The organism is Mesorhizobium sp. B4-1-1 (genome assembly GCF_006439375.1).
Lineage (GTDB): Bacteria > Pseudomonadota > Alphaproteobacteria > Rhizobiales > Rhizobiaceae > Mesorhizobium.
In genome coordinates this window covers 150,332-167,203 of record NZ_VFTH01000008.1, presented here as the reverse complement: position 1 = coordinate 167,203, position 16,872 = coordinate 150,332, and the positions used below count along the sequence as shown (strand labels likewise).

Sequence of the window (16,872 nt, the reverse complement as noted above, 5' to 3'; positions counted from 1 at the left end):
CTTTACGGAGAGGCAGCAATGCGCCGGACCAGGCGGCTGGCGCCGCGGCCAGTGCCTTGTCCAAGGGCGGCAACCAGACGGTTTTCGGGAACATGCACCGCTCGAAACCGTTGTGTTGGCGAAGGGGCGTCCTGCAAACTCAAGGAGGCAGCGATGAAAAAGCTTCTGCTTGCTTCGATGATCGCCATCGCCTCGGCGTTCGCGATCGCGCCGGCCAGCGCCGGCGGCGTTCAGCTTGGTATCGGCATCGGGCCGGGCTATGACGACGGCTATTACGGCGATGATTATGGCGGCTATTATCCGCACCGCTACTACCGTCACGTTTACAGTGACGACTACGACAATGGCGGCTATGTGGTGCGCTACCATCACCGCCATCATTGCCGCACCGAACTGGTGACCCGCTGGCGCCACCACCACCGCGTGGTGGAGGAAGTGCGGGTGTGCGGCAGCGGCTACAACCGCTACTAAACCACCCTGGTTGGATAGCGCGGATCGGCTTTCGCCCGCTCCGCGCTATCATTCGGCGTGCCTGGGCCGCGAGCGCTCACGAAGACTTCAAATGTTGCTGATTGTGCACGGCGGCGCAATTTTTCGGCGTTCCGGACGTTATCATGGGTGAACCTTCAGGAGGAGGTTGCCATGAAAAAGTTCCTGTTTGCCTCGGTAATTGCCCTCGCCTCGGCAGTTGCCATCGCCGCGCCGGCGAATGCGGCCAACGTATTCCTCGGCGGCAGTTATTTCGACTACGGCCCCTTCGGCGATTTTTACGACAGCTACGGCTCCGCTCCGGTCTACGGTTCTTATTGGGGTGGCTCCTATCTGGACGACGGGCCCGGTTACGGCCCAGCCTACGGCCACGACTATGAAGGCGCTTACGTCGCTCCGCCGACCCGCATAAACCGCGGCCGCCATTGCCGGATTGAAATGGTGAGGACCCGCCGCCATGACCACAGGTTTATGCGGCAGGTGCGCGTTTGCGATTAGCCAATCCGCCGTCGGGAAGCCGCCTGGCTTCAAATCACAGTGATTTTCGCGTGACGCCACAGCCTCTTGGCAGCTTTTCGGCTTGTAAAGCGTTGTCAAGGCGAACCTTCAGGAGGAGGTTGCCATGAAAAAGCTTCTACTTGCCTCAGCAATCGCCGTCGCGTCGGCGGTGGCCACGGTCGCGCCGGCAAACGCCCAGGGATTTTTCGGCCTCGGTATCGGACCATTTGGCGGCTATCCGTTCTACGGCGGCCCGTTCTATGGCGGTCCGTTCTACGATTACGGCGGCCGCTATTACGGCCCGCGCTACTACGATGATTATCCCGCCTACGTGGTCCGCTATCCGCACTACCGGTACCATCGGTATCATAGACACTACTACGTCTATCCCCACCGGTACCACCACAGGCACCATTACCGGCACCATCACAGGCTCTACGGGCGCAGGTAGCAGCGGCTGCACACCGACGAGCTGATCTTCCCTTGTGGGGAGATCAGCCGCTTGCAAATCTCCGCCGAAATGCCATCTAAGTCGCCGATCCTGAGGAGAACGAAAGGTGACGCAGCGAAGCGGCAGCGCCGACCTGCCGCTGCATGGCGGGCGGGTCCCGAAATGGCTGGGCGATCGGATGACGAAGCTCGGCGCGGTGCTGTGCGAGGCGATCATCCACCATTACGGCCGCGACGAGCTGCTCAGGCGCCTGGCGCATCCCTTCTGGTTCCAGTCTTTTGGCGCCGTGATGGGCATGGACTGGCATTCTTCCGGTATCACCACATCGGTCATCGGCGCGCTGAAGCGCGGTTTGAACCCGCTCAGCAACGAGCTCGGCATCCATGTCTGCGGCGGGCGCGGCGCGCATTCGCGCAAGACGCCCGGCGAGTTGCTGGCCATCGGCGACCGTGTCGGGCTGAACGGTGAGGCTTTGGCCACCGCCAGCCGGCTCGTCGCCAAGGTGGACAGCGCCGCCGTTCAGGACGGCTACGACCTCTATTTGCACGGCTTCATCGTCACCGATGACGGGCGCTGGGTAGTGGTGCAGCAAGGCATGAACGGCGACGCCCGCCAAGCGCGCCGCTACCATTGGCTGTCGGAAGGGCTGGCCAGCTTCGTCGACCAGCCGCATGCGGCGATCGAGGGCGAGCGCCAGGGCGAGATCGTCAACCTCACCGACCGTCGCGCCGAGAAAGCGCGTGGAAGCCAGATCCAGCTCTTGAAGACGATGAGCCCGGAAAAGATCCTGACCGAGCTTGCCATGCTGGAGCCGCAACCCGAGCCTGAACCCGCCGCGCAGCCGCTGTTGCCCAACCTCGTCATGCCCGCGCATCACGACGTGCGCGAGAGCGACATCGTCATGCGCCGCCTGCACGGCAACATCGCCGCGGCCATCGAAAGCGGCCCGAAGGATTTTCCTGATTTGCTGCTGGTTCCCGGTGTCGGCCCGCGCACGGTGCGGGCGCTGGCCATGGTCTCGGAAGTGGTGCATGGCGCACCCTTTCGCTTCTCCGACCCGGCCCGCTTCTCCCTCGCCCATGGCGGCAAGGACCGCCACCCCTTCCCCGTGCCGCTGAAAGTCTATGACGAGACGATCGGCGTGCTGAAATCGGCGGTGAGCAAGGCAAAGTTCGGACGAACCGAGGAGCTGGAGGCGCTCAGGCGGCTGGACGGCGAGTCACGCCGGATGGAGCGCTACGTGACGGGGCCGAGCTTGAAGGAGATCGTCGCCGGCGAGATGGACCAGTCGCATTTGCTGGGGGGACGGAGTGTGTTTGGGTGGGAGGGGAAGCCCGAGGGTGTCGAGGAACGAGACACAAAATCTCGCTGATATTGCGATCTGGCAGCTGCATTCCCTACGATACTTTTTTCCCTTTAAAATGCTTCTCATATATGGCGTCCGCCATTCTTCCGTACTGGGACGAATGAAAAGCTGCAAATTCAAATGAATCGATTCCGCTTAGTTTTTCCTTAAGCTGGCTGAACTCAATCGCTCCACCGTCTTCAATTATACGTCGCATCGTTATCAAAAAACTGTTTATATAAGTTACGGTTAACACCCTGTCCTTCGTTTTGCCATCGGTCGTCCAGCGGTGCGCTGGCATGTTTGCCTTGACCGCGTTGAGGAATATTTCTATCTGGGTGGCACTGAACTTTATATAGGCCGTCAGGGCGGACTGAGCTTCATCCGACGCTATCTTATCTTTATCCGAATGAGAAAAAAGCTTGAAGAGCGAGTCAACTCCGCCAAGCTTAATCAATGGCCCTAGACCATAGCTGACAATTGACGTCGTCTTTAGTTTTCCTTTGTCGAAGAAATATGCCTCGACATGCCCCTGCAGTGGCCCCGTAGCCGCCAAGGACTGCATGACCTGCTTGCCAATCGCGGTAGGACTGAATGGTTTGAGAATTACTTCGATCTCTTGCTTCAGAGCGGGTGGAGCGTTGGTTTGGTTAGAGTTGATCGCAAGAAAAAGCGTTGCCTCAAATCGCTCTGCGATTTGTTTTGAAGTGTTTTGTGGGTATATTATTCCAGTTACCAGCAAATTCTGTTCATTCCTAAGCTTAGCTATTTGCTTGTCATCTTCTCTCGACTCGTAATAAGAAAAAAGTCTATGCTGACCATCAATTAACCCAATAGAATTTTGCCTCAAAGGAAGGGCAATCTTCACAGGGGCGGTCTCTTCAAGAGACTTTATGTCGACTGTGTGACCCTTTTCGTCAACCGGATGGACGTCAGAAGGGAGCGTCGCAATAATGTTGTTAACAAAAACCTGGCCATCCGACTTCAGCTTTCGACGTATTTGTTCGATTTTCGAAGGCTGGAGCATTCGCTGATAGGCTTGAAATGATGAGCGCCATCCGTCCCTCCGAAGGACGTAAGCTCGGTCCAGGAGAGTGGCGGCATCAGCATAGAATGAGACAACCTTGTAATTCGAAGGAAAGCCAGAGGCAGAATCTGGCAATATTGATCCATGAAACTTGTCGTCGGAGTCAATTTTGGGGAATATCCCTTTCCTAGCCACCTTTGAAGGATCTATTCCAGTAAAATCAAATATCTCCGGAAGCGCCGACATCTTTATAGCGCCACATATCTTCTCGAAGTATTTCAAAACCGGATAGTCAAGATAAACTGGCTCATCCACCGTTCCCTTAACTGCCTGATTGACGTCAAATCTAGAACAATAGACAATTTTCAATATTAACTTTTTTGGATGGAATTCGTTCCCAAGGCGCGCGTCAAAGTCTGGCACTTTATTTCTTAAATATGAAATGAACCCGTCTGGATCGGATTCAACTTTTGAAAAGATGATTTTCTTATTCTTTAAGTGCGCCGTTACGTCAGAGGATTGCGATGTCGTGTATTCAACCAAAAAGATGACATTTTGATAAACAAAGGCGTCGTCGAATTCGCCGTCCTGACCGCCAAAATGCACTTGCAGCTCGGCAACTTCCACCACGCGGTCGAATCCCGCATTGCGAAACATCGTCCGAACTATGCGGATATGATCAGCTTTCTGTTTACGAGCCTTGCGCTGCTCGGGCGTAAGCGTCTTCTTTGGCTTCTTCTTTTTCTTTGAGCTTTTCGACTTCCCACCCCTTTCTTTGGATGCCACCCCCATACCCTCCTATTTGGACAACCATTCCTCCGGAATCGTTGAAACCCGCTCTCCAGAGCGAGGCCTTCTAACCGGTGCACCCATCGGCCTAGTGACCAATTCACCAAGTTCCAAGTCACTTAATCGCTGCCGTGCAACTTCAATATACTGTCCGCTCTTATCAATCCCAACACCAATTCGGTTGTTTTTGGCAGCGGCAATAACCGTTGTACCCGCACCGACGAAAGGATCCAAAACAACATCGCCGGGTTTGGTGAGCGCAAGAACGCACCTCTCAACCAGTTCACTCGGGAACGAACAGGGATGTATTGTCTTTTCAGGATGATTTGCTTTTACGTTCGGGAGGTCCCAGATCGGCATATCGAAGAATGCTTCATTTGCGTCGAATGTCCAGAAGTCGCTGGGATTTTTACCCTTCGGATTTCCGCTAGGGCTACCAGCCTTGTCGCCTTTCTTGGATGAATGCCGCTTTCCTGGATAGAGCTGAGGTATCAAAACAGGTTCAAGGTTGAAGTAATAGTCGTCTGACTTCGAAAACCAAAGAAGCGTCTCGTAGCGACCAGAGAATCGACGCAACGCATGGAGGCCAAAGTTAAAATGCCATATGATGCGATTCCTAAGTTTGAAACCCTGCTTTTTTAGCATTTCGTAAAAATAGTAATCTAGTGGGTAAACCTGCCCACCAGCTACGTAGTTTCCGACCTGCCAACATATATGGCCATCAGCTTTTACTTTTTCGCAAACCTTTTCAACGATCGGCTCAAGCCAGCGCAAATACTCATCAAGTGATAGACGTTGATCGCGCTCATACTCCTTTCCAATGTTATAGGGAGGGGACGTAATCACCAGACTGAAGGAGCCCTCAGCTAGGTCGTCTAGCTCGGCAAATGCATCCCCCTGAATGAGTCTGTGATGACCCGACAAGTCAAGATGTTGTTCTGTTCTGGCTATAGCGGTCAATCGAAACCCCTCCCCGACTCACTTTAAGCGTAAACGAGGGATAGGGGCAGCGCCAGACTTCTCCAACACTTCCACTTTATCTTGTCTCTCACCCCGCCTTCCGCCCCATCATCCCATAGTGCACCGCGAGTAAATCCAGCCCGACCTTCAGCAGCTTCACCACCACGTCACGCCCCTCACCGCTGCGTTCGGCGATGGCCTTCACCGACTGGCCCTCGAGGCAGATCTTGCGCACCACTTCCGCCACCTCCCAATGGGCGAGCGCAGCGGCAGCGTGGACATACGCTCGGCCGGCTGACAGCACGCGGTCGGGGACGCCGCCGCCAATCCGGCCGCCATCGACGCGCTCGCTCCAGGATTGTGGCTGCAGGCCCTCGCGCTGGCTGCGCTCGAAATCGTCGCGGAAGCGCCCTCCTGCCTCGCGCTGCTGGCGGCTGAGCGAGGTGATGCCCACCAGCGGATCGACATTGCGCAGGCGCACGATGCCGCCGGTGGAGGTGTAGCCGCCGTTCGACACCTCATAGACGCGGCGCGCCTCGGCCGTGCCGGGGGTGAGGCGCTGGCGGCCGAAGGCGTCCGTCTTCAGCGCGAAGTCGTGGCCGACCTCGCGGCGTATGCGCACCTGCTCGGCCTCGCCCTTGGCGAGTTTCGGAGGTTGCGGTTTTTTCGAGGATTTGCGGGGCATGCGTGCGGTCCTTGGGTTGTGAGGTGGATAGCCAACGGGAGGGGCTGAGTTCCTTCGCGCATGGATCAAGGTTCCTCGCCCCACGAAGTGGGGAGAGGTGGCGCGGCGAAGCCGCGACGGAGAGGGATCTTTTCGTGGAGCGCCAAGCTCGACAGCGGATTCTCGCCGCGCGGTGTTTTGTCCTGCCGTCGTCGCCGCCTCTCCATCCGCTTCGCGGACACCTCTCCCCCGCTATCGGCGGGGCGAGGATCACAAGCACGGATACGCCTCGCCTCTCACATCCCCCTCCCGCGATGGCCGTGGAACCTGGCATGGTGGTGCGCGCAGTAGGAGCGCGCGGCCGACGTCGGCAGGCCGCAGCACAGCATGTCCGTGCCGGGGCGCGCGCCGGTGGGATCGTGTTCCGGCGTTTCGCGCAGCGCCAGATCGAGCGGCGCGCGGCAGCGGCCGAACAGGCAATCGAGGAAACGCATCGCCGCGACATGCGGCTGGCGTCCCGGGTTAACCGGCGGCGGCGGCGCGGGCAGCTTATAACACTGCGCTTCGGATTTCTCGCGCCCGCCGGGTGCGAGCCAGGCCGGCGGCAAGGTGCGCGCGGGTTTGCGGGGTTTGGGTTTCTTTGGCTTGAGGGCGCGGGCGGTGACGGCGTCCGTTTGTGTGGTGAGGTCGGCCGGACAGCGCTCCCCTCTGTCCTGCCCGTCCTCCGCAGCAGCTGCGCTGCGGCTGCGGAGGGTGGACCGGGCATCGCCCCCAGTTGGGGGGAGATCAATCACTTCGGCGCCGGCGCCTTCTACAAGCTCGGCGTATCTGGCAAGCGCGGCCGGCTCGGAGAGCGTCACGCCTCCAGTGGCCACCCTGGCGCGCCGGCCGGGGCGATCCGGCCGTGCGGCTTGCTTCCTCGGCCGGCCGCCGGCGCGGCCGCCCTTGGGATTGGCGAAGCCGATGGCGCTCAGGCCCGCGTTGCGGTGGACGATGCCGATGATGGCGTTGCGCGAGACCGGGGCGCCGCGCAGGGCGCTGAAGCGGCCGGCGATGCGCGAGGCCGAAAGCCCCTCCTTCAGCCAGGTGGCGATCTCGTCGATTTCCTTTTGCGTGTAGGCGGCTGCCATTCTTCTCATTCCATTTGCTTGTCGAAGGCTCGGACGAGCGCCAGGGTTCGGCCGCGAGGCCGCGGTCAGGTCAGCGATCGGTTGAAGTCAGGCGGCGCCGGTCAGCCGAAGCAGCGCTGCCTCGGCCGCGGCGCGGGTCAGGCCCGACACCGCAAGGCCCGTCGCCCGGTCGAACAGGATGACGGTTCCGTCCTCGGTGCGGATGCAGGATGCGCCGCCATAAGTGGCGGCCGGAGCCGGGGGAGGAACGGCTCCGGCCGCTCCGGTGAACCGGGGTGCGGGCGGTTCGACCGGATCCGGGGCAAGCGCCCCGGAAAGCGCCCGGACCGGGGAGGAGGACGGTCCGGGCGATTGGAATTCATGGATCGAGGGAGGCGTGTTCATGCCGCCTCCCCTTGCATGGCGGCTGCGCAGCGGCCGGCCTGCGATTCGTGGCTGACTCCGGCGATGCCGTGCCTGCGGCTTGCCGCCACCACATGCGGCCAGTGCTGCGGCGCGATGCGGCCGCGCCGGCGCATCTGCCGCGCCGCCTCGTAGCCGCAGCCGACGTCGGCGGCGAAGGCGCCGATGCTCTGCCAGGAATCAATAAGCTCCGGAATGTCGGCGGGCTGGGCGGATCCGCCGGCGGGCGATGCGGAAGAGCTTGCGGAATGTACGATCATGCGCTAAGCGTACGTTATGTACGAATGAGGCGCAAGCATAATCGTACACTTTGGACGATTATTTTCAGGCATTTTGTACGATGATGGATTCCCGGCACAGATTGCAGCAGGCGCGCGCCCAGGCCGGCTATGCTTCGCCCAGCGATGCGGCGCGGGCCCTGCGCGACATCAACAAGAACACGCTGATCAGCCATGAGAACGGCAACCGGCCTTTGTCCCGGAAGGCGGCCGAGAAATACGGCCGGCTGTTCGGCGTCGACCCCGGCTGGCTCCTGTTCAACGCCGATGGCGCGGAAGCGGCGCCCGTCAGCCTCATGCCCTCGCCCGTCACCGTCGACGTGCCGATCGTGTCGTGGATCAGCGCCGGCGAGCTCGGCAGCCAGGACAGCGTGGTCAACCTCTCCGACTATCCGACCATCCCCACCGCCGACCTCGAGGAAGGCGAATGGATCGCGCTGCGCGTCGACGGTCCGTCGATGAACAAGATCTCGCCGCCGGATTCGATCATCTTCGTCAATTTGCGCGACAAGCGTCTGGTGACCAATGGCTGCTACGTGATCTCGGACGAGACGGGACGCGCCACCTACAAGCGCTACCGCCCGAACGACAACCCGCCCTTCCAGCCGGCGTCCTATATGGATATCCCGCCGCCGGAGCTGGAGGGCGCGATCACCATCATCGGGCGGGTGAAAAGGTCGATGATCGATATGTGAGCCGTTGGGAGCGATGCCGCCAAGCTGAGGTGCTGCTTTGCCTCCCTCTCGCAAGGTCCTCGCCAAACTCCACTTGGCCCACCCCAAGGGCATAAATGCAGCCACCGCAATTTCTGCTTGCATTAGGGAACAAAAACAGAACTATATAGGTATCCGCGAGAGCAGTCGCGATCACTCCGGGGGGAGGATCAATCATGTCACGCCGCACTGGCGCGCTGATGCGCGCGTTTGTTGCCTGGGTTCCGCGCGGGCTGCTCCTGACGCTGGCAGGGGTGGTTGTGGTTGGTGCTTTCGGCGGCAAAACATTCGCGGCTGGCAAAGACTACAACACTTGCTTCAGCGAGAGCAAAGTCTCCGCCGACCGGCAGGTTGCCGCCTGCACCGCAATCGCCGAGGACAGAGGCGAGGTGCCTGATCTTCGCGTAAGCGCCTATTTTGTGCGCGGCCTGGCCTATGCACAGAGGAACGATATTGCCCACCTCATCGCCGATATGAACGAGGTGATCGCGCTCGATCCGACTTACGTCCGCGCATTTACCAATCGCGCCATCGCCTGGGAAAGCAAAGGGGATTTCGACCGGGCCGTCGCGGACTACACAAAAGCGATCGCGCTTACGCCGGATGACGCAAGCCGATATGCCGATCGCGCGCGGGCGCTCAATAAGAAAGGCGAGCATGATCGGGCTATCGCCGATTGCGACAAGGCGATCGACATCGATCCCGCCAATGAAATGGCCTATGGCGTGCGCGGCGTTGTGTGGGAAGACAAGGGCGACGCAGCGCGAGCCCAGGCCGACTACGACAAAGCGGAGAGCGTCCGTATTGACCCTATCGCTCCTTACCTAGACCGCGCCCGCTCATCGATCGCCGAGCGTGATCGCAAGCGAGCCAAGGCCGATTGCAAGCGCATCGCCAATATCGATGCGGACAAGGGGCGCGATTGCACGCGACTGATTGTCGAGGCTTTCGGTGAGCCGGGCGACGGCGCGACCGACCCGAACCCAGCTTCTGCTCAAAATGCGATTGGAGTAGAGTGGCAGGAAAAGGGCGACCATACCCGCGCCATCGCCGCATTCGACGAGGCGATCCGGCTCAATCCAGCAAGTTCCGCTTTCCACTTCAACCGCGCCAAGAGCTGGGCCTCAAAGAAGAATTATGCCCGCGCTATCGCCGATCTGGATGAAGCCGTTCGCCGCGATCCGGCCAACGCCCAAGCTTACCGCGTGCGCGGCATGACCATGGCCCAGATCGGCAATTCACGAGAGGCGTTTGCCGACCTCGACAAAGCGATTGCCATCAGCTCCGACGATCCAAAATCGTATTTCGAGCGGGCAGTCGTCTGGGAGGCGAAGGATTCCGACAAGGCAATTGCGGACCTCGACAAAGCGATCGCGCTCGATCCGGCCAACGCCGACTACCGCAAAGAAAGGCTCAGCGTCCAAATCAGCAAGAGCAGGGCGAACGGGCAACCCGTGCTGCAGTCGCCGAGCGCTGCGACCAATCAGGCTGATGTCCCGGTCCCCGCTGAGCCGCAGCCGGCCAAGCCTACCCCGCCCCCCACATATGCGCCGCCGCAACTATATGCCAAGCAGGATAACTCCGCCGCCATTGCTTGGAATCTCAAATCGGGGTTGCAGGCGATGCAGGTCGACCCCAAGGGCGCGATAGATACATTCAGCTTTGTCATCGGCCTCGATCCCTACAATGCAGATGCCTATTACAACCGCTCGATCGCCGAGGCACTCGTCGGCAATTTCGACCTCGCCATCGGCGATTGCCGGCGAGCGGTCGAACTCGATCGGAAACGCGCAGGCACGTGTTGGGAAAATCTGCCTGGCCAACAGCCGACCGCTACGCAGCCAAGCGGGGATCCGGCGACCGCCAAGACACTGCTCGAGCGCGCCCAGATGCGGTTGTCGAAATACGGCGTCGACGGCGCGCTGCTCGATTTCGACAAGGCGATCAGCCTCGACCCCGACAATGCCGACGCCTATCTAGGCCGCAGCCGCGCCAGGACGCTCAATGGCGACCACGCCGGCGCGGCGGCGGATTGCCGGCGCGCCGTGGAGTTGGATTCCGCACGGTCGGCAAGCTGCGACGAGCAGGCTGCCGGCGATGAGGGCAAAACTGAACCGCCGCAGGACCCTGAGCAGCCGAAGGCGGCGGCCGCTGCTCCAAAGCCACAAATCGTCCGTCCGAATTTGGCGGCTACGGACGACACGCTGGCCGCAAAGACCTTGGAGACAAAAGACCAGCGCGCCCTGCAAGCGATCCTGGAAGGCGATGCCTGGCTGGACATGGGCAAATACGACAAGGCGATCGGCTCCTATGACGTGGTGATCGCGCTCGAACCCGACACCGCTTCGGCTATTTCGGCCGCGGCAGGGCCAGGGCAGCCACACGCGATTACAGCCAGGCGATCGCCGACTTCGACAGGGTCATCCAACTCGCCCCCAATTTTGCCGCCGCGTATTTTCACCGGGGGCTCGCCAAGGTGACGTCTGGCGACGTCGATGGCGCGCTTGCCGATTGCGATCAGGCAGCGACGCTCGACCCGAAGGCGCGCGACGCCCACTATTGCAAAGGCATGGCCTGGCACACCAAGGGCGACACCGGGCGCGCCATCGCCGCCTATTCGGTGGCGATCGGGATCGATCCCGGGCATGACGCCAGCTACTACGCGCGCGGCATGGCGCGGGCAGACCGGAAAGACTATGCCGGCGCCATCGCCGATTTCGATCAGGCGCTCAAGCTCGATCCCGGCAATGGTGACTATGCCGTAGCCCGCAAGGCAGCGGCGTCAGCGAAAGGACAGGGCGATACGGCGGCCGCCGTGGTGGGCACCGAACCTGCTACCTCGCACGACGCCCCACACCAAGCCCACTCCAAGCTGTCCACCGCTGAGATGGCAGAGCTCATTCAGGCGACCGACCCGCGCGTTTTGGCTGCGGTGCGCAACGGGGACAGCTTGTCGGACGCGGGCCAATACGACCAGGCAATCGACGCCTATGGCAAGGCGATCGCACTCGATCCCAGCAGTCCCCTCGCCTATTTCGGCCGTGGCAAGGTTTGGGACTCCAAGCAAGTCTACGATCGGGCGATTACAGACTATAACAACGTGATCCGGGTTTTGCCGAATCTGGTCTCGGCCCGTATCCGCCGCGGCATGGCCAAGGCAACATCAGGCGACGACGAAGGCGCTCTCGTCGATTGCGGCCTAGCCGCAGAACTCGACCCGAAGGCAATGGACGCCTACTTCTGCATGGGCATGGCCTGGCACGCGAAGGGCGATGCAGGCCAAGCGATCACCGCCTATTCGGCGGCGATCGAAATCGATCCGAAAGATGCCCTCAACTATTACGGGCGCGGCATAGAGCGGGCCGACAGCAAGGACTATGAAGGCGCCATTGCAGACTTCGACCAGGCGATCAGACTGAATCCCGACAATCCAGACTATCCGACTGCCCGCAAGGCGGCGGTGGCCGCGTTGAAGAAAGGCGGCGCGGCGACCGAGGCCGTAGGCTCGGATCCGAAGAACGTCCAGGCCGTCATCGATCGTGGCGATGCCCTCTACAAGAAAGGCAAATATGATCGCGCCATCGCTGAATACAGCCGCGCGATCGCTCTCGATTCGAAGAGGGCGTCTGCCTATATCGGGCGCGGCATATCGCTTGTCGACAAAGGCAAATACGACGCGGCGATCGACGACTACAGCAAGGTTATCGCGCTTTATCCGGCCAATCACGACGCCTATCTCGGCCGCGCCGTCGCTTGGACCAAAAAGAAGGAGCCTGATCGCGCTATTGCCGATTTCGGTCGCGCAATCGAAATCGACGCCGGTTACGCGCCGACCTATTTCGGGCGTGGCAGCGCCTGGTTCGCCAAGGGCGATTTTGACAAGGCGATCACAGACTTTGATCAGGCGCTGAAGCTCGACCCAAAGCTGGCCATCGCCCGCAAGGGCCGCAAGCTGGCGATAATGGCAAGAAACGAAGCGAACGCCTCGAAGACGTCAGGCAAGGCTACTGGCGGGACCGGCGAAACGGCGACCAGGCCGAGTTGGACTTCGCTGGCCGCGCAGACGTTCAACAAAGGTCAAGCGCTGTATGGAAAGGGCGATTATGACGGAGCGATAGTCCTTTATAGCAAAGCGATTGCGTTCTTCCCGGCATTCCATGACGCCTATCTGGCCCGCGCCATGGCCTGGGAATCCAAGAGCGATTATGCACATGCCGTTGCCGATTATAGCGAGGCGATCGCGCTCGATCCGAACAACGCCGAGACATATTACGACCGCGGCCAGAACCGCGGCTTCCAGAGGGACTATGAAGGCGCGTTTGCGGACTATGAGAAGGCAATCAGCCTCAACCCAAAAGACGCGCGGGTCTATGCCGACAGGGGTATCTTGAGGATGGGCAGACATGAGGATGCCGCGGCGATGCGCGATTTCGAAAAAGCGCTCAGCCTTACCCGCAAGAACGCCGTTGCGTATTTTGGCCGAGGAGCAATCCGGACCAGCAATGCAGACTATGACGGGGCGATCGAAGACTTCAGCCAGGCGATAAAACTGCAACCGGATTTCGCACTGGTTTACAAATCTCGCAGCGCTGTGTGGGAAGCCAAGGGCGACCGCAAGCGTGCGGAAGCCGACCGCAAGAAGGCGCTGAGCCTTGGGGCAGAGTGAGAAGGGTGTCGGAGCGCAGGCGGATGTCACCTTGGAAATGGTTGCAAGTCGCGGCGGTCGTCTCCGTAAGCATCGTTGGGACTAAAGTGATGCCGACGATGTTCGGCAGCGGCAAACATCACCACTATCAGTCAGTAAAGATGCCGCCCCAGACGCTGACCACCGCCGACATCGATGCCGAGATCCGGACGCAGGATCTCCAGATATTCGAGGCTATCGCCCGCGAATTTCCGGACGACTACGATGCGATGCTGCGCAAGATCACTGCCGCGGCCCAGGCCGGAAGCCAAACAGAAGTGCGCAATATCACCAGACAGGCGGTCGCCGATCTCAGGCATCGATATGCCCCACTCCTACCCACGACCCCCGACAGCAACGCTTCGGAAGCGCTTTCGGCGCAACTCGACATGCTCAATCATGTCATAGCGCGCGAAACACCGGCCACCTGCAACAATTACCTGTGCAACGGGCCGGACGCGATCAGTGCGCCCGGCCACGATTTCCTGGCTGACCTGGACAGGATCGGCGCCACGCTGTTCCGCGCCTTCGGCGCCGCCAAAAGAAGCGGTCTACCGGCGGCCGTGCCCAGCGATCAGGACTGGTCGCTGGTCGCCGACGTTTTCACAAAGATCGGCGGCACGTCGGCCGAGATGGAGGCTATCTCGAACGCCAACCAGGACTTCCCGGGCCTGTGCCCGGCCGTGGCGAGATTCTATGAGGCCGCCCTGTTACTGGATGGCGAACCCGGGTGGCACATCAAAACCGCGCTGCTTCGCGCCATCGTTGAGAATTAGGCTCCGCACCGGATTTCCGGACGGGTTCTGGCACGATACCGCGTTCCTTCGTCCTCAGGCGCCCAGAAACTCGTTGCTGAAATATGCCTCGACGTCCGGCTTCGCGGTCAGCGCATTGCCGTTGCCGTCGAGCAATACCCCCGAGGCAAACAGATACCCGCCCATGGCTTCCATCTTCGCCTTGTCCATGGTGCCGATGGTGCCGTCGGCGCTCTTCAGGAAATGGCCGTCGTTCAGCGCCTTCAGCGAGGCATCGATCAGCGCCGGGTCGGTGAGCGTGTCCTTGTTGGCGGCGACCAGCAGGTCGCCCGCCTCCCGCGCCTGATCAACCGCGAAGGCGTAGCCACGCTGCGTTGCCTTTACGAAAGCGGCGGCGACTTTAGGATTGGCGGCGAGGAAGGCGTTGCTGGAGACGATCAGTGTCGTGTGCTCGTCCGGCACGCCGTAATCGGCATAGCGAAAGCTGCGCTGCCTGAGGCCTTTCAGTTCCGCTTCGACACCTTCCCATGTCGAGACTTCGAGCGTGAAATCGACCGAGCCGTTGGCCAGTGCATCGTATGCGGACGTCCCCAGCGTCACGGTCGAAAAATCGCCCTTGCCGCCGTCATGGCGGATGATGGTCCGCAGCAGCGCGTTTTCCCAGGCGCTGCCGAAGCCGCCATAGGTCAGGCCGTCGAGATTTTTCGGGCTCTTGATCGCCGCGCGGTCGGCGTTGAAGACGACGCGGGCGGTCTCCGACTGGACGACGGCGTAGACGGCCTTCAGGTCGGCGCCAGCACTCTTTTGGGTGAACAGGCCGAGCGAACCTGAAATGCCGAAATCGGCGACACGGTTGGCGACCAGCGTGCCCGAGCCGGTATCGCCATAGGGCAGGATTTCCACGTCAAGGCCGGCGTCCCGGTAAAAGCCTTTGTCGCGAGCGACGAACAGGCCGATGTGGTTGGTGTTGACGGTCCAGTCGAGCGCGACCGTGATCTTTTGCGGGGTGGCGGCACGGGCGTGCGTGACGGCCCCGGCAAGAGGCAGGCCGGCGGCCAGAAACAGCGCCTGGCGGCGGGTCAGATCGGTCATTTCAATTCTCCATCGGATGGTCGGAAATTCGGATCGGGCTGGCCAAGCAGCGTGTCGAGGATGCCGGCCTCGATCGCCGCGGCCTCGCGGGCAAGCGCCGCGCTCTCGGTGCGCGGACGCGGCAGCGGCACAGCCACCTCGCGCACCACGCGCGCGGGCCGCGCCGAAAGCACATAGATACGGTCGGACAGAAGCACTGCTTCGCGCACGTCATGGGTTATGAGCAGCGCCGTCCAGCGATGGTTTCGCCACATCGTCTCCAGCCAGCGCTGCATGGCCGCGCGGGTGAGCGCATCGAGCGCGCCGAACGGCTCGTCAAGCAAGAGCATGTCGCGCTGCTGCACCACGGTGCGCAGGAGCGCGGCGCGCTGGCGCATGCCGCCGGACAGTTCGGCCGGCCAGGCGCGCTCGAAGCCGGCAAGGCCGAATTCGGCGAACAACGGCGCCACGCGCTCGCGCGCCGCGCGCCGCTTCATGCCCTGCACTTCGAGCCCCAGCGCCGCATTGTCGATAACGCGCCGCCACGGCATCAGCGCGTCGCGCTGCGGCATGAAGGCGAAGCGGGCGCCATCGAGCGGCGCGCCGTCGAAGCGCATCTCGCCCTCGCCCCGGATCGCGCCGGTGAGCAGTTGGAACAATGTCGACTTGCCGGCGCCGGAAGGACCGAGGATCGAGACGAACTCGCCCGCGCCGACATGGAGGGAGACGCCGGCCAGCACCTCGAGCGCGCCGAAGTTCTTTCGCACGTCGCGGAGCTCGAGCCGGGTCATGGCCGGCCTGCGGCGGAAGGATCGGATTTGCCGTCCGCGCGTTCCCAGGGCATGGCGAGACGCTGGACGAGCACGGCAAGGCCGAACAGCGCCAGCGTCAGCGCCGAGCTGACCGCGACGGCGGCAAGCACCAGGTCGGGGCGGAAATTGTTCTTGGCGCTGAGCATGTAGATGCCGAGCCCCTTCGCGGCGCCCGCATATTCGGCGAAGATGGCGCCCACCACGGCATAAGTGATGGAGATGCGCAGTCCGGCGAAGAAATAGGGCAGCGCCGACGGCAGCCGCGCCAGCCAAAAGATGCGCCAGCGCCCTGCTCCCATGGCGGCGAGCATCTGGCTGATCTCCTTGGCCGTGGCGGCATAGCCTTCGACCAGCGCCACCATCATCGGGAAGAAGGTGACCAGCGCCACGAGCAGGATTTTTGGCAGCAGCCCGAAGCCGAACCAAAGCACCACCAGCGGCGCGATCGCCACCAGCGGCAAGGTCTGGCTGGCGATCAGCAGCGGGAACAGCGCCCGGCGCAACGGGGCCAGGAAGTCGACCAACGCCGAGAGGATGAAGGCGGCAACGAGCGAGCAGGCAAAGCCCGCCAGCGTCGCGCGGATCGTGGGCAGCGTGTTGTCGGCAAGTGCCGAGCGGTTCTCCCAAGCCTGCGCCAGCACGCGCGAGGGCGCGGGGAGCACGGTGGATGCGATGCCGCCGAGGCGGACGTAGAGCTCCCAGGCGATGAGGAGAAGAGCCAAAGCGATGGCGGCGGGGAAGATCCTGGCGAAGACAGAAGCAAGGGCTGATCTCCCCCGCAAGGGGGGAGATTGGACGGCATCC

17 protein-coding genes are annotated in these 16,872 nt (G+C 61.4%); 8 read left to right on the top strand and 9 right to left on the bottom strand.

From position 1 onward, the window contains the following. The first annotated feature begins 153 nt into the window (after nt 1-153). From FJW10_RS13985 to FJW10_RS13970, 4 genes are all read left to right on the top strand, one after another. The gene (locus FJW10_RS13985) at nt 154-471 is read left to right on the top strand and encodes a hypothetical protein (RefSeq protein ID WP_140900544.1); all 318 of its coding nucleotides are present in this window, start codon (nt 154-156) and stop codon (nt 469-471) included. Between the two features lie 171 nt (nt 472-642). Beyond that, complete coding sequence (locus tag FJW10_RS13980) at nt 643-987, top strand: hypothetical protein (RefSeq protein ID WP_140831756.1); 345 nt, start codon at nt 643-645, stop codon at nt 985-987. 124 nt (nt 988-1,111) lie between these two features. Next, nucleotides 1,112-1,438: a hypothetical protein gene (locus FJW10_RS13975; RefSeq protein WP_140900543.1), complete on the top strand. Its 327-nt coding sequence runs from the start codon at nt 1,112-1,114 to the stop codon at nt 1,436-1,438. Between the two features lie 106 nt (nt 1,439-1,544). Further along, complete coding sequence (locus FJW10_RS13970) at nt 1,545-2,810, top strand: DUF763 domain-containing protein (protein ID WP_140900542.1); 1,266 nt, start codon at nt 1,545-1,547, stop codon at nt 2,808-2,810. Nucleotides 2,811-2,835: 25 nt separating this feature from the next. Here FJW10_RS13970 and FJW10_RS13965 read toward each other — a convergent pair whose 3' ends face one another. From FJW10_RS13965 to FJW10_RS13940, 6 genes are all read right to left on the bottom strand, one after another. Then, the gene (locus FJW10_RS13965; RefSeq protein ID WP_181177527.1) at nt 2,836-4,596 is read right to left on the bottom strand and encodes a DGQHR domain-containing protein; all 1,761 of its coding nucleotides are present in this window, start codon (nt 4,594-4,596) and stop codon (nt 2,836-2,838) included. Nucleotides 4,597-4,608: 12 nt separating this feature from the next. Then, nucleotides 4,609-5,559, bottom strand: a complete 951-nt coding sequence (locus tag FJW10_RS13960; protein WP_246674255.1) for a site-specific DNA-methyltransferase — start codon at nt 5,557-5,559, stop codon at nt 4,609-4,611. 88 nt (nt 5,560-5,647) lie between these two features. Next, nucleotides 5,648-6,244 carry a DUF6456 domain-containing protein gene (locus FJW10_RS13955; protein WP_140900540.1) on the bottom strand — a complete coding sequence of 199 codons (597 nt, stop codon included), beginning with the start codon at nt 6,242-6,244 and terminating at the stop codon, nt 5,648-5,650. Between the two features lie 275 nt (nt 6,245-6,519). Continuing rightward, nucleotides 6,520-7,353, bottom strand: a complete 834-nt coding sequence (locus tag FJW10_RS13950; RefSeq protein ID WP_140900539.1) for a GcrA cell cycle regulator — start codon at nt 7,351-7,353, stop codon at nt 6,520-6,522. Nucleotides 7,354-7,440: 87 nt separating this feature from the next. After that, the gene (locus tag FJW10_RS13945; protein ID WP_140900538.1) at nt 7,441-7,737 is read right to left on the bottom strand and encodes a hypothetical protein; all 297 of its coding nucleotides are present in this window, start codon (nt 7,735-7,737) and stop codon (nt 7,441-7,443) included. Further along, nucleotides 7,734-8,015: a hypothetical protein gene (locus tag FJW10_RS13940; RefSeq protein WP_140900537.1), complete on the bottom strand. Its 282-nt coding sequence runs from the start codon at nt 8,013-8,015 to the stop codon at nt 7,734-7,736. Before FJW10_RS13940 ends, FJW10_RS13945 begins: the two co-directional genes overlap by 4 nt. 80 nt (nt 8,016-8,095) lie before the next feature. On the opposite strand from FJW10_RS13940, the gene FJW10_RS13935 reads away from it, so the two are divergent. The 4 genes from FJW10_RS13935 to FJW10_RS13920 all read left to right on the top strand — a co-directional run bounded on the left by FJW10_RS13935 (nt 8,096) and on the right by FJW10_RS13920 (nt 14,206). Next, nucleotides 8,096-8,728, top strand: a complete 633-nt coding sequence (locus FJW10_RS13935; protein ID WP_140645412.1) for a S24 family peptidase — start codon at nt 8,096-8,098, stop codon at nt 8,726-8,728. Nucleotides 8,729-8,922: 194 nt separating this feature from the next. Next, nucleotides 8,923-11,226, top strand: coding sequence for a tetratricopeptide repeat protein (locus FJW10_RS13930; protein ID WP_140900536.1), 2,304 nt, complete (start codon nt 8,923-8,925; stop codon nt 11,224-11,226). Next, complete coding sequence (locus FJW10_RS13925; RefSeq protein WP_181177532.1) at nt 11,148-13,412, top strand: tetratricopeptide repeat protein; 2,265 nt, start codon at nt 11,148-11,150, stop codon at nt 13,410-13,412. The genes FJW10_RS13930 and FJW10_RS13925 overlap by 79 nt, the downstream gene beginning before the upstream one ends. 89 nt (nt 13,413-13,501) lie before the next feature. Then, on the top strand, nt 13,502-14,206 hold the full coding sequence (locus FJW10_RS13920; protein WP_246674254.1) for a hypothetical protein: 705 nt from the start codon (nt 13,502-13,504) through the stop codon (nt 14,204-14,206). A 54-nt stretch (nt 14,207-14,260) separates the two neighbouring features. Here the strand turns inward: FJW10_RS13920 and FJW10_RS13915 are convergent, their stop codons facing one another. From FJW10_RS13915 to FJW10_RS13905, 3 genes are read right to left on the bottom strand one after another with little or no spacing between them, the layout of a single operon-like run. Further along, a complete protein-coding gene (locus FJW10_RS13915) occupies nt 14,261-15,277 on the bottom strand; it encodes an ABC transporter substrate-binding protein (protein ID WP_140900534.1) in 1,017 nt (338 codons plus the stop codon). Continuing rightward, nucleotides 15,274-16,047, bottom strand: coding sequence for an ABC transporter ATP-binding protein (locus FJW10_RS13910; RefSeq protein WP_140900533.1), 774 nt, complete (start codon nt 16,045-16,047; stop codon nt 15,274-15,276). Before FJW10_RS13910 ends, FJW10_RS13915 begins: the two co-directional genes overlap by 4 nt. Continuing rightward, nucleotides 16,044-16,811, bottom strand: a complete 768-nt coding sequence (locus tag FJW10_RS13905; protein WP_246674261.1) for an ABC transporter permease — start codon at nt 16,809-16,811, stop codon at nt 16,044-16,046. Before FJW10_RS13905 ends, FJW10_RS13910 begins: the two co-directional genes overlap by 4 nt. Nucleotides 16,812-16,872: the final 61 nt, after the last annotated feature.